General features: G+C 48.2%; 12 protein-coding genes. 7 read left to right on the forward strand and 5 right to left on the reverse strand.

The features are described from left to right. Window positions 1–13 precede the first annotated feature (13 nt). Window positions 14–1,252 carry an alanine transaminase gene (gene alaC / locus OGX99_RS15365; protein WP_151217560.1) on the forward strand — a complete coding sequence of 413 codons (1,239 nt, stop codon included), beginning with the start codon at window positions 14–16 and terminating at the stop codon, window positions 1,250–1,252. A gap of 65 nt (window positions 1,253–1,317) precedes the next feature. Here alaC and ypdK read toward each other — a convergent pair whose 3' ends face one another. Continuing rightward, window positions 1,318–1,389: a membrane protein YpdK gene (gene ypdK, locus OGX99_RS15370; protein ID WP_010723117.1), complete on the reverse strand. Its 72-nt coding sequence runs from the start codon at window positions 1,387–1,389 to the stop codon at window positions 1,318–1,320. 343 nt (window positions 1,390–1,732) lie between these two features. On the opposite strand from ypdK, the gene OGX99_RS15375 reads away from it, so the two are divergent. Next, window positions 1,733–2,350 (forward strand): lysozyme inhibitor LprI family protein, encoded by a 618-nt coding sequence (locus OGX99_RS15375; RefSeq protein WP_286544125.1) that lies wholly within the window; start codon window positions 1,733–1,735, stop codon window positions 2,348–2,350. 41 nt (window positions 2,351–2,391) lie between these two features. Here the strand turns inward: OGX99_RS15375 and lpxP are convergent, their stop codons facing one another. After that, the gene (gene lpxP, locus OGX99_RS15380; RefSeq protein WP_252837809.1) at window positions 2,392–3,312 is read right to left on the reverse strand and encodes a kdo(2)-lipid IV(A) palmitoleoyltransferase; all 921 of its coding nucleotides are present in this window, start codon (window positions 3,310–3,312) and stop codon (window positions 2,392–2,394) included. A 437-nt stretch (window positions 3,313–3,749) separates the two neighbouring features. Here lpxP and OGX99_RS15385 point away from each other — a divergent pair, with 437 nt between their 5' ends. Then, window positions 3,750–3,992, forward strand: coding sequence for a DUF2545 family protein (locus tag OGX99_RS15385; RefSeq protein ID WP_151217556.1), 243 nt, complete (start codon window positions 3,750–3,752; stop codon window positions 3,990–3,992). Window positions 3,993–4,100: 108 nt separating this feature from the next. Here OGX99_RS15385 and pgtP read toward each other — a convergent pair whose 3' ends face one another. After that, window positions 4,101–5,492, reverse strand: coding sequence for a phosphoglycerate transporter PgtP (gene pgtP, locus OGX99_RS15390; RefSeq protein WP_187253508.1), 1,392 nt, complete (start codon window positions 5,490–5,492; stop codon window positions 4,101–4,103). 413 nt (window positions 5,493–5,905) lie between these two features. On the opposite strand from pgtP, the gene pgtC reads away from it, so the two are divergent. The 3 genes from pgtC to pgtA are packed head-to-tail and all read left to right on the forward strand — an operon-like array spanning window position 5,906 to window position 10,348. After that, on the forward strand, window positions 5,906–7,105 hold the full coding sequence (gene pgtC, locus OGX99_RS15395; RefSeq protein WP_187253507.1) for a phosphoglycerate transport regulator PgtC: 1,200 nt from the start codon (window positions 5,906–5,908) through the stop codon (window positions 7,103–7,105). Between the two features lie 11 nt (window positions 7,106–7,116). Continuing rightward, the gene (pgtB, locus tag OGX99_RS15400; RefSeq protein ID WP_286545315.1) at window positions 7,117–9,111 is read left to right on the forward strand and encodes a two-component system sensor histidine kinase PgtB; all 1,995 of its coding nucleotides are present in this window, start codon (window positions 7,117–7,119) and stop codon (window positions 9,109–9,111) included. After that, the gene (gene pgtA / locus OGX99_RS15405) at window positions 9,101–10,348 is read left to right on the forward strand and encodes a two-component system response regulator PgtA (RefSeq protein ID WP_151217550.1); all 1,248 of its coding nucleotides are present in this window, start codon (window positions 9,101–9,103) and stop codon (window positions 10,346–10,348) included. Before pgtB ends, pgtA begins: the two co-directional genes overlap by 11 nt. A gap of 90 nt (window positions 10,349–10,438) precedes the next feature. Here pgtA and OGX99_RS15410 read toward each other — a convergent pair whose 3' ends face one another. Continuing rightward, on the reverse strand, window positions 10,439–10,978 hold the full coding sequence (locus tag OGX99_RS15410) for a DUF2058 domain-containing protein (RefSeq protein WP_187253506.1): 540 nt from the start codon (window positions 10,976–10,978) through the stop codon (window positions 10,439–10,441). Window positions 10,979–11,091: 113 nt separating this feature from the next. After that, window positions 11,092–11,982 carry an AraC family transcriptional regulator gene (locus tag OGX99_RS15415; protein ID WP_187253505.1) on the reverse strand — a complete coding sequence of 297 codons (891 nt, stop codon included), beginning with the start codon at window positions 11,980–11,982 and terminating at the stop codon, window positions 11,092–11,094. A 112-nt stretch (window positions 11,983–12,094) separates the two neighbouring features. Here OGX99_RS15415 and OGX99_RS23805 point away from each other — a divergent pair, with 112 nt between their 5' ends. Next, complete coding sequence (locus OGX99_RS23805; protein ID WP_151224799.1) at window positions 12,095–12,625, forward strand: helix-turn-helix domain-containing protein; 531 nt, start codon at window positions 12,095–12,097, stop codon at window positions 12,623–12,625. Window positions 12,626–12,627: the final 2 nt, after the last annotated feature.

A 12,627-nucleotide genomic window follows, 5' to 3' on the forward strand; every position in this document is an offset into this window, starting at 1 on the left:
ATCTGAGGATATTATGGCTGACACCCGCCCTGAACGTCGCTTTACGCGTATTGATCGCCTTCCCCCTTACGTTTTTAACATTACTGCTGAACTGAAGATGGCTGCGCGTCGGCGCGGCGAAGATATTATCGATTTCAGCATGGGGAACCCGGATGGGGCCACGCCTCCTCACATTGTCGAAAAACTCTGTACCGTGGCGCAGCGCCCGGATACGCACGGTTATTCCACCTCGCGAGGCATACCGCGTCTGCGTCGGGCGATTTCCCGCTGGTATCATGAACGCTATGACGTTGAGATTGATCCTGAATCTGAAGCAATTGTGACGATTGGTTCCAAAGAAGGTCTGGCGCACCTGATGCTGGCCACGCTGGATCACGGCGATACTGTTCTTGTCCCGAACCCGAGCTATCCGATCCATATTTATGGCGCGGTGATTGCTGGCGCGCAGGTACGATCTGTGCCGCTGGTCGAAGGCGTCGATTTCTTTAATGAGCTGGAGCGCGCGATTCGCGAAAGCTATCCGAAACCGAAGATGATGATCTTAGGTTTCCCGTCGAACCCGACTGCGCAGTGCGTCGAGCTGGAGTTCTTCGAAAAAGTTGTGGCTCTGGCTAAACGCTATGACGTGCTGGTGGTTCATGATCTGGCCTATGCCGATATCGTCTACGACGGCTGGAAAGCACCCTCAATTATGCAGGTACCGGGTGCTCGCGATGTCGCTGTTGAATTTTTTACCCTGTCGAAAAGCTACAATATGGCGGGCTGGCGTATCGGATTTATGGTAGGTAACAAAACGCTGGTAAACGCGCTGGCGCGAATTAAGAGCTATCACGATTACGGAACCTTTACACCGTTGCAAGTTGCGGCCATCGCCGCGCTGGAAGGCGATCAGCAGTGCGTGCGAGATATTGCAGAGCAATATAAACGTCGTCGTGATGTCCTGGTCAAAGGGCTGCATGAAGCGGGCTGGATGGTTGAGATGCCCAAGGCCTCAATGTACGTGTGGGCGAAAATTCCTGAGCAATACGCCGGGATGGGGTCACTTGAATTTGCCAAGAAACTGCTGAATGAAGCGAAGGTATGCGTTTCGCCGGGGATTGGGTTTGGTGACTATGGCGATACGCATGTACGTTTTGCGCTTATTGAGAACCGCGACCGTACTCGCCAGGCCATTCGTGGCATCAAAGCAATGTTTCGCGCGGATGGTTTGCTGCCTGCCAGTGCGAAATCGACCACCGAAAGTACCGACTAACAACACGTTTCTCCAAAAGCAAACAGGAGCCTGAGGGCTCCTGTTTTTTTGCTGCGTCTTTATATTTAGATCATCAGGGCGAAAGTACCGGCCCAAACGATGACCATAAAAGAAATGCCCATAAAGAAATATTTCACTTTTCATCTCTCCGCGTACCTGAGGTACGTCTGAATGAACATATGCTTACCTGACAGAGAGCTGATGCACGCATAAACGAAATGAAGAATTCCCCTCGTTTGCTTGGCTGCATCACCTCAGAATTCTGAGCTTTAATGCTCCAGACGGCGCTAATGTACGCCTAAAAATGAGGTGAGACAAGAGGCATTTTTTTATTTAATTTTAATAACTTACAAGTGTCGTAATTCGGCGACAGTTTAATTTCTTTCGGTAATAAATTGCTATTGAGCGACGGAATGCTTACTCGGATAATTCTCATATCGCCATGATGTTAATGCGGTTAATTTTTCGCGGAATTTAATAATGAAAAGGTTAAAAATGACCAGGTTAATGATGTTAGCACTTGCTCTTACGCCGTTGACGTCGATGGCGGCCTCGCCGCTGGCGTTCAATTTCAGCTGCGCAAGTATTGGTGGTGTGAATAGTGATGGTAAAGGTAATGTCTGGATTGATGGCGCGAAGGCGACGGTGAAGGCTTTCAATGAAAACTATTGGGAGGCGACAATTGGTAAGAATACCGTTTCTATCTCCCGCAACGATGACGGAAATCCGGATGTATCATGGACTGGACCTAATCGTCAGCACGGGGTTTGCCTGCCGGAGGACAATATTGATTATTCTCCAGCGAAAAAATCGACCAACGCTGGTCCGTCTTACTCCTGCTCTGCTGTTCAAAAGGGAAGTGCGGAAGATATTATTTGCCAGAGCCCATCGCTCTCTGCAATGGACCTGAAATTGAACGAAATTTTTAAACAGGCACTGGCTAAATCGAACAATGATCCGATGTTAAAAGCAGAGCAGCGCGGTTGGATCAAAGGACGCAACGAATGCTGGAAGGAGAAGGATAATGAGCCAGCCTGCATTGCCCGAAGCTATAACGAACGAATGACTGAACTCCACAATAAGTGGGGCGTGAAGTAATTCAGCTGGAGAAAAAAAGAAAGGCCTTGCGGCCTTTCTTTTCAGATATACAACGAGGCTTCACCCATCGGGCGCGTTTTGAAGCGACGGTGGATCCAGAGATACTGTTCGGGGGCGCGCATGATCTCTTTTTCGATAATTTTGTTCATATAGGCTGCGGCCTGGCACTCATCAGCCGGGTAACCTTCCATTTCAGGCGTGATGAACAGGCGATAACCAGAGTTATCTGCTTTTCTCACCATGGTTACGGTCAGCATCGCTGCACCCGACAAACGCGACAGCACGTAGGTACCGTTGGTGGTTGCCACATCTTTGACGGCAAAGAAGGGAGCAAATGAGCTTCCTTTACGGCCGTAGTCCTGATCGGGAGCAAACCATACGGCTTCTCCTTTTTTCAATGCTCCGACAATACCGCGCAGATTATTTCTGCCGATCATGGCCTTGTTCGAGCGCATACGACCGCGGGTTTGGATCCACTCCATCAACTTATTGTTGTGCGGGCGATAGGTTGCCATCATCGGTTGGCAAAGCCCCATAACACGACCGCCCAGCTCGAGCGACATAAAGTGTACGCCGACCACCATCACGCCACGGTTGTGCATCTGCGCACGTTTCAGGTTGTCTAATCCTTCTACATCAAACCATTTGCGAACCCTGCGGTCTGACCAGAACCAGGCCATACCCGTTTCAAGAAGCGCCATGCCGAGTGAGCGAAAATTTTCGTCAACCAGTTTGTCTCTCTCTTCCTGCGACAGATTGGGAAAGCAGAGCTCAAGATTTTTATGGGCAATAGATTCGCGACGTTTTAAAAATGGTCGCGCCAGCGTTCCTGTACGAGTACCAAGAAAACATAATATTGGATAAGGAAGTTGCACCAGTAACCAGAGCACGCCGACACCAAACCACGTGAGCCAATAGCGCGGATGCAAAAACGCGCGTGAAAATTTACATTGGGGGAACATAAGCACCTGTTGTTGATACGGAATAAATGTATCGCGAAGATTCTTTGTCTACAGCGTTACTCTCTGATACTGATCGTTAGGCCGCCATGAACGACATTGGTTCCTGTAAAGAGTGTAAAACTGAGTCAGGACAAAACCACGAGGGGGCATGAATGATCGGACGCACAATGTACACCCGAAGATTAATGTCAGCCAGAAATAATTACTCAAGATTCGTAAATGTTTTTACGGCGATTAAGCGTAAAAATTAACCTATTTATAATTCGTTGTTTTTATGCAGATAAAAAAATCTTTCAGACAGTTGAATAGTGCGCAGGTCAATGATTTTGTAACTAAGATGTTGCTTAAATTGCGCAGAAATGGGACTTGTCTTAGAATATAAAGTTAAGGAAGCGTAAGGACTTACGTTAAGTTTACGGCAGACAGGAGGTATCGCTATGCTCTATTTCTGGATCTTTCTTGTACTAAGCATTTTGGGCGTCAGTTGTTATATCTGGCAGGTTATGGGCGCTGCGGCGTCGATCAGCGCTTTCCTCGGCATGGCCATCCTTGCGGCATTAATTTACATTTTAACTATGCGGTTGACCAATGGTAACGAAATGGTAACCGGATTATTTCTTTTTATTGCTCCTGCATGCGGTTTGATTATTCGCTTCATGGTGGGTTACGGTAAGCAATAATTTTGAATGTTACGATTAGCAATAAATATCACGTTGAGATATTTATTCTTTATCTGAATTTATTGAAGTGCCAGCATCGCTGGCACTTTTTTGCGAGACTGAAATTGATTAGCGGGCATCGGCCAACTGCAGTGATGCTTCCTCTTGCTGAGCATTTTTTCGTTGTTGTTCGAGCTCCAGAGCGCCACGATGAGAGAGGTAGCAGAACAGGATGCAGCAGACAATCCCACCCATCAGCAGATAGAAGCCACCATGCCATCCCATTTTGTCGACCATGACACCAAACAGGCTGGTCCCCAGCGATGCGCCAAAAATGTAACTCATAAATCCGCGTAGTCCTACCGCAGAGCCTACTGCGAAGCTGGGCACGATTTCCATCGTCTGAACGGAAGCGAGGAACTGCGGAACATAAATCAGGCAACCCACGATGGCGGCAAAAATTGTGACCATCAGCAGCGACTCGCTTTTCCAGTAGCCGATCAGGCAGACAAAAATCAGCGCCATACAAATCATAGCCAGCGGCATGCGACGGCCTTTAAACAGTTTATCGGTGAGCCAGCCCGCCAGTAATGTGGAAGGAATTGCCGCCCATTCGAAAAACAGAAACGCTATGCTCATTTGCTCTTTGGAGAAATGTTTTTCGGTTAATAAATAAATTGGCAGCCAGCTAATCATGCCAAAACGCACCATATAGACAAAGACGTCTACCAGTGAAACATACCAGGCATTTTTATTCCGCAATACATAAGTACAGAAGATCTGGAAGGCGCTCATATTTTCTGGCGCCTGGTCAGCGTGTCGGGAATTTAATACGACTTTTTCTTCTGGCATCATTTGTTCCAGAGCCGGTAAGCCTTCCTGGCGCGGTGAACCTTTCCCCAGCATCAGCACAATAAAAGCAAACAGTACGGCAACACCGGCCGGGACAATATAGCTGGCACTTTGCCAGTGTTCACTCCCTAAAATGGCAAAGGCAGCACCCACAATCGGGGCGACAATACCACCGCCAACGTTGTGTGAGATATTCCAGAATGCGCCGACACGTCCACGCTCTTTACGTGGAAACCAGTTAGCGATGGTAATAAATGAGGGGCCAACGCCCATCCCCTGGAACAAACCGTTGAAAACGACCAGAGCGGCAAAAATCCAGAACCCGGTACTGAATCCCAGGCCTACGTTGACGATAGCACACAGTATCAGGCCGCATGCCATGAACACTTTCGGGCTGGCCTTGTCCGCCAGACTGCTCATAACACCTTTACTGATCCCATAGGCAATCAGCATACAGCTGCTGAGTAAACCGATCTGCGTGGCGCTGAGATCCAGATGTTCCTTCAGGTACGGAGTCGAGAGGGTAAAGTTATTGCGCACAATATAGTACGCAAGATAGCCAAGAAATACGCTGAGTAATGCCTGAATGCGGTATCGGCCATAAGTTTCCTGGACTTTCTCCGCCGGGACTTTATTTGCCGCTGTCCCTGCCTTAAATATTGATAACATATCATCACCTAAATTTTTATTGATGTGAATATCAGGGTTTTTCGCTGGGAAGAGTGGAATAGACGGCAAAGAAACTCAAGTTGATGATATGTGTCACTATTGACACAATTTATGCACGGCATGGCTTATTTTGACTCTTTTTTAATAATGAATTTTAAAGATCATTCTTTTATGGTCGTTTTTATCATCGGTGTGTGCGGATATTAACAAATTCAGGCTGCATTTTCGGGTAATCTTTACGCATGTTGTTACTTTCTGTTTGGTTATTCTGAGAATAACCTTATTCTTCCCCTGTCGTGATAAACGGGTAAGTTTTGTCTCAATATTATTTTTTGCACATGTTGGTATTTATGAACGGGATCACAAACAGACTTTTAGGATGGGGGCATTTTTGGGCGATCTCGCTTTGTTTTATGTCACTGTCGGCGAGCTGTCTGGGCCAGAGTAAAGAGCTGGTGATGGCGACAACCTTTTCCCCAGGGGCAACGGCCTGGATTATCCAGCGCTGGCAAACGGAGCCGGGGTCAGTGATGATTCGCACGCTAAACCGGACCAGCAGTTCGCTGGAACAACTGCTGGATAATGCGAATGCGGAAAACGTCGATCTGATTTTGACCTCATCGCCCATGCTGTTGCAGCATCTTCAGGAGCATCAGAAGCTGGCACCTTTCGATAATGTGTTGCCGGAAAGTCAGCGGCTGGTGCCTGATTCGATTCGTTCGACCTCCGTGGCTGTGGCGATATCTGGTTTTGGCCTGTTGATAAATCGTTCTGCGCTGGCGGCAAGGCATCTGTCGCCTCCTGCCGACTGGGGAGATTTAACGCAGCCTAAATATCAGAACGCGCTGCTGATGAGTAGCCCGTCGCGTTCCGACACCAATCATCTGATGGTTGAGTCGTTGTTGCAGCAAAAAGGGTGGGAAGAGGGCTGGGCGACGTTGTTGGCCAGCGCCGGTAATCTTGTAACGATTTCATCACGCAGTTTTGGCGTGGCCGATAAAATTAAGAGCGGTTTAGGCGTTGCGGGGCCGGTCATTGATAACTATGCCAACCTGTTGCTTAACGATCCGCACCTGGCTTTTACCTATTTTCCTCGCTCGGCGGTGTCGCCGACCTATGTTGCCGTTCTTAAGAATAGCCAGCACGGCAATGAAGCGCGTCGGTTTATTCGCTATCTGTTAAGCCCGGAAGGACAACGGATCCTTGCGGATGCTAACACGGGTAAATATCCGGTCACGCAGCTCGCGCCAGATAATCCACGTGCCGCTCAGCAGGCTATTTTGATGAACCAGCCTGCGCTTAATTACCGACTGATCCTGAAGCGGCAACAACTGGTGCAGAGGATGTTTGATACTGCCATCAGTTTTCGACTCGCACAGCTGAAGGATGCCTGGCGGGCGCTATACAGTGCGGAAGCACGCCTGAAACGGCCGCTACCTGAAATAAGAGCACTGCTGACCAGCGTCCCGATAGACGCCAGAAGTAGTGAAGATGAGGCCTGGCTGGCGCAATTTGACAATAAAAGCGTGGCCGAACAGCAGATGATGGAGTGGCAGCTCTGGTTTCTTAACAATCAGCGTCAGGCGATATCCAAACTGGAAGAGTTAAAATGAAAGGTGGCTCGATACTGCAGCGCCTGCGTCAGCTCAGCATCAGCAGCAGCCTGCGAGGCGCGTTTCTGATGGGCGCACTACTGACGCTGAGCGTAAGTTGCGTCAGTTTGTACTCCTGGCATGAGCAGAGCTCGCAGATACGCTATTCGCTCGATGATTACTTCCCACGAGTGCATTCTGCTTTTTTGATTGAAGGGAATCTGAACCTGGTTGTGGATCAACTGAATGAGTTTCTGTTAGCCCCCAACACGACGGTGAGATTGCAACTGCGCAATCAAATTATTGCACACCTGGACAAAATTGAAGGGTTGAGCCGCGGGCTTCAGTCGACAGAACAGCAGCAGCTGGCGGTGATGTTGCAAGATAGTCGGGCGCTGATGGCGGAGCTGGACCGGGTGCTCTACAACATGTTTCTCGTACGCGAAAAAGTCAGCGAACTCTCTGCGCGTATCGACTGGCTCCACGATGATTTTACTACCGAGCTGAATTCGCTGGTGCAGGATTTTACCTGGCAGCAGGGAACGTTGCTGGATCAAATCGAGGCCAAAAACGGCGATGCGGCGCTGTATCTCAAGCGTGCCAGAGAGGTGCAAAACGAGCAGCAACAGGTCTACACCCTGGCAAGAATTGAAAATCAGATCGTGGATGATTTACGCGACAGGCTCAATGAACTGAAGTCGGGTAGTGACGACGGCATGTTGGTGGAGAATCACATCCGCTATCTGGAGAATCTGAAGAAAACGGCGGATGAAAATATCCGTACCCTCGATGACTGGCCCAGCACAATCACCTTGCGGCAAACCATTGATGAGCTGCTGGAAATCGGGATGATGAAAAATAAAATGCCCGATACGATGCGTGATTATGTCGCCGCACAAAAAGCGCTCGTTGATGCCAACCGTGTCCGAGAAGCAACGCTCGGGCGCTTTCGAACGCTGCTTGAGGCGCAGTTGGGAAGCAGCCATCAGCAAATGCAGATGTTTAACCAACGGCTGGAACAAATTGTTCGTGTCAGCGGGGGACTTATTCTACTGGCGACGCTGCTGGCGCTACTTCTTGCCTGGGGGCTTAACCACTATTTTATTCGTTCACGTCTGGTGAAGCGTTTTACCGCGCTCAACCAGGCTGTGGTGCAAATTGGCCTTGGCAGAACGGATGCCACTATCCCGGTTTATGGGCGCGATGAGCTGGGGCGTATCGCAAGATTGCTGCGCCATACTCTGGGTCAGTTGAGTGCGCAGAAAAATCAGCTTGAGCTGGAGGTGGCAGAGCGCAAGGAGATTGAGTCCGATCTCCGGGCAACGCAGGATGAACTGATCCAGACGGCAAAATTGGCGGTGGTTGGCCAGACCATGACCACGCTGGCACACGAGATTAACCAACCGCTGAACGCGCTGTCGATGTACCTGTTTACGGCGGGAAGGGCAATTGAACAAGGGCAATCCGTTCAGGCCAGAAGTACATTAACCAAAGCTGAGGGGCTGGTTACCCGTATTGACGCCATTATCCGCTCACTGCGTCAGTTTGCTCGTCGGGCCGAACCGGGCGCACCTTTGCATCCGGTCGATCTCCGACAAACATTCAGCGCTGCCTGGGAACTGTTGGCCATGCGACATAAGCCGCAGCAGGGTACGCTGACGCTTCCCGACCACAGCGTATGGGTGACAGGTGATGAAGTGCGTATTCAGCAGGTGCTGGTAAACGTACTGGCAAATGCGCTGGACGCCTGCCCAACTGCCGCACAAATAGCGGTTTACTGGCAGGTTGAGGGTAGCCGATTGTGCGTCTTTGTCAGTGATAACGGTCCCGGCTGGCCTGAGGCATTATTGCCATCGCTGTTAAAGCCGTTTACTACCAGTAAGGATGTGGGTCTCGGTATCGGCTTATCGATTTGTGTATCGTTAATGGGGCAAATGAATGGCGAGCTGCGCCTTGCGTCGACACTGGGGCGTAATGCCTGCGTCGTTCTGCAATTTAATCTGACGGATGTAAACGATGTTGAGTGATGAATATTCTGTTCTGTTGATTGATGATGATGCCGATGTTCTCGACGCTTACACGCTGTTGCTTGAACAGGAGGGGTATCGTGTCTACGCATGCAGTAATCCTTTTGATGCCCGAAACTGGCTGCAGGCTGACTGGCCGGGGATTGTTCTGAGTGATGTATGTATGCCCGGGTGCAATGGGATCGATCTGATGACGTTGTTCCATCAGGATGATAATCAGCTGCCAATCCTGCTTATTACCGGGCATGGCGACGTTCCGATGGCGGTGGAAGCCGTAAAGAAAGGCGCATGGGACTTTCTGCAAAAGCCGGTCGATCCCGGCAAACTGCTGTCGCTGGTTGATGATGCGCTGCGTCAGAGAAAATCCGTGATTGCTCGTCGCCATTATTGCCAACAAAAGCTCCAGGTGGAATTGCTCGGTTACAGTGACTGGGTTAATCAGTATCGTCGGCGCCTGCAGCAACTGGCGGAAACGGATATCGCCGTCTGGTTTTATGGCGAGCCGGGAACGGGGCGCATGACCGGAGCCCGTTATTTGCATCAGTTTGGACGTAGCGCGGAGGGACCGTTCATCCGCGGTGAACTGACGCCCGGGAATACGGGACAACTCAATGACCTTATTGCACAGGCGCAAGGAGGAACGCTGGTTCTCAGCCATATTGAGTGCCTGACGAGCGAACAGCAGCACCATCTGGTGCACTTGCAAAGCCTGGAGCGGCGCCCGTTTCGTCTGATAGGCATTGGCGGCGCATCGTTGGTGGAACTGGCAGCAACCAATCTAATTGCGGCTGAACTTTATTACTGTTTCGCGATGACACAGATTGGTTGCCTGCCGCTGTCTCAGCGACCGGATGATATTGAGCCGCTGTTTCGTCACTATCTGCAGAAAGCCTGTCTGCGCCTGAACCATCCCGTGCCCGACGTTGAAGGCGATTTATTGAAAGGCATGCGGCGTCGCGTGTGGTTAAGTAATGTCCGGGAACTGGCGAATGCCGCTGAACTTTTTGCCGTTGGGCTACTCCCGCTGGCTGAAACCGCGAATCCGCAATTGCATTTGCTGGAACCGACACCGCTCGATCGTCGGGTTGAAGAGTACGAGCGACAGATCATTACTGAAGCGCTGAATATTCACCAGGGGCGAATTAATGAAGTGGCGGAGTATTTACAAATCCCGCGTAAAAAACTGTATTTACGCATGAGAAAATACGGGCTGAGCAAAGAGCACTACAAGTTTTAGTCGACAGTGTCAGGGGATAAATGACGTCGATAGTATTTCGGTGGCGGCGTTGGCGTTCACCGAAATACATAACGAATATCTGTTTTTTTCTTACCACATTAAATCATCAGGGATGACGAAATCAGCATATGGATCGTCTTCGTCCTTCGCTTCCTGACTCAGCTCGCAATTTAAAACAATATAGCTTGCGTCACGCTGTGCAATCTTGTCGGCAACGACAGCCGGAATGATGGCGTATTCGCTCTCGCTGCCGTTTTCCGCCGTCAGTCGGGCTATGGCCAGACGGCCTTTAATCAGCTGAGACTGCGTCACTTTATCAACATAGACTTTTTTGATCAGATTATTATCAGTGAAGTTGTACCCAATATCGCCACTGGTAATGGTGATTTTGTTCATCTCAATCAGTTGCTTGATCTGCGCTTTATACTCTTTAGATTGAACGGCTTGCTTCTGCTGCTCACTGAGCTGTTTGTCGCGCTCAATTTGCGCTTTTTTATTCTCTTCAACCGCTTCTCTGGCTTCACGAGCCTGAACGCGTGACTTCTTCGCCGTTCTTTGCACTTTGGCCATTTTTTTGCTGCTGACCAGACCTGCTTTAAGCATCTGTTCTTGTAGGGTAAGTTTTGTCATTGTCGCTTCTAATCCAATAAAATCGTTGTAAGGATTATAACCTTAACGTTCGACGGGATGCCAGAATGGGGAAGCGTTCTCCAGATAGCCCACGGATTCACTCCGTGGGTAGTTTATTTACCAGATGAGAGATAGTCTCCTGGTGCTGTCCCCATAACACGTTTAAATGCCTGATAGAATCCAGATAATGATTCATATCCTACTCTGCTGTAAATGACCTCATTTTTTATACCTCTTCTGAGCAGGTTTAATGATACATAAATCCTTAATTTGCTTAATACCTGGTTCGGTGTGTAGCTTGTCGCTTTCAATATACGGCGAATAAATGTCGAACGCGACATATAGGTGAAGCGAGCCATATCATCCAGCGACCATGAATACTGTGGGTTGTCTATTATTGCAATGATTAATTTGGCTAAGGCTTCATCATTTGCCGCATTCAAGAGGTTTACGTCAATATCATATAAGGAAGAGGATTCGCTAATGACATAATGCAATATAGCATCGGTCAGGTGCGCAATAATGCAATTATTTTCATCGGCAGATGCGTTTACTTCAGTCAGTAGTAACTCAAAGAGAGTGTGTATTTTATTGCTGACGTCGTCTTTTTGTTTGATCACAAAAATGTCCGGAAGTAAGGCAAATAGCAATTGGCTAGCGATAGATCTGGGTTGGATGAAACCACAAAGCAGATCGGTGGATTCTGAAGATGATTCTTCAATCTTACTCATCTGTTTACGTGGTAAATCATCAAGACTTGTATCAGGAGATGAGGCCAGAAAAAAAGGAAAATTATTAAAAAAGAAGAGAATATCTCCCTTTTCCAGTTTGATACGTGGTTGTTGGTTAAGTAAATCCAGCCAGCACTCCCCGCTCAGGACGATATGAAAACTCGGTTCACCATAGGAGTATGTTGATGCTTTCCATTCGCTACAATACCTGCCGAGGTGGAAGACGGATGTTTTTGCTTCTCCACCCTTAAGAAGCCAGCCAGAAGTATTCATGTTTTCCCCAATATTGTCATTAATAGACTGATTTTGAAACGATGGCGTATAGATAGTTGCCATTGGTGACTATAATATTTGTTAATTAAAATACACATTGCAGGAGAGGATAGTGTTTTTGATTTTTACTAAAGATATTATGTTGTTACAGGCTATTTACCATCTTTTTAAAAATGATGTGATCATTCATGTCCAGCATGCACATGAGCTATGTGCTTTAGAAAATCATAATGCGAAAGTGATCATTGATACATTAAATAACAATATTTTCCATACTCGATTAGCGTATCAATTAGAGAAAATTAAGCCTTCAAAAATTTATATACTTTCACCGTTTAGAATCAAACGGTGCTTCGGTGATATCCCCGTTTTTTTTGTCAATCGAAACGTTTCGCTGAGTGGCTTCATTACTTTGCTAAATTGCAATGAAAATAATGCTATCACTCCGGAATTATCGCTTTCTCGCCGACAGCATCAGATTCTTACTTATATTCTGCAGCAAAAGTCATGTTCTTCAATTGCTGAGCGAATGCACATCTCATTGAAGACCTATAATTGCCATAAGTATAATATAATGTTGTTGCTTAAACTCAGAAAAATGAGTGACTTAGTACGACATAAGATTTCATGTTATCTATTGTGAAA

This window comes from Citrobacter sp. Cu096 (assembly GCF_030332285.1).
Classification (GTDB): domain Bacteria; phylum Pseudomonadota; class Gammaproteobacteria; order Enterobacterales; family Enterobacteriaceae; genus Citrobacter; species Citrobacter meridianamericanus.

Coding starts and splice junctions, on each gene's coding strand:
- alaC (WP_151217560.1), top strand. CDS start 14: ATGGCTGACACCCGCCCTGAACGTCGCTTTACGCGTATTGATCGCCTT.
- OGX99_RS15375 (WP_286544125.1), top strand. CDS start 1,733: ATGAAAAGGTTAAAAATGACCAGGTTAATGATGTTAGCACTTGCTCTT.
- lpxP (WP_252837809.1), bottom strand. CDS start 3,312: ATGTTCCCCCAATGTAAATTTTCACGCGCGTTTTTGCATCCGCGCTAT.
- OGX99_RS15385 (WP_151217556.1), top strand. CDS start 3,750: ATGCTCTATTTCTGGATCTTTCTTGTACTAAGCATTTTGGGCGTCAGT.
- pgtP (WP_187253508.1), bottom strand. CDS start 5,492: ATGTTATCAATATTTAAGGCAGGGACAGCGGCAAATAAAGTCCCGGCG.
- pgtC (WP_187253507.1), top strand. CDS start 5,906: ATGTCACTGTCGGCGAGCTGTCTGGGCCAGAGTAAAGAGCTGGTGATG.
- pgtA (WP_151217550.1), top strand. CDS start 9,101: ATGTTGAGTGATGAATATTCTGTTCTGTTGATTGATGATGATGCCGAT.
- OGX99_RS15410 (WP_187253506.1), bottom strand. CDS start 10,978: ATGACAAAACTTACCCTACAAGAACAGATGCTTAAAGCAGGTCTGGTC.
- OGX99_RS15415 (WP_187253505.1), bottom strand. CDS start 11,982: ATGAATACTTCTGGCTGGCTTCTTAAGGGTGGAGAAGCAAAAACATCC.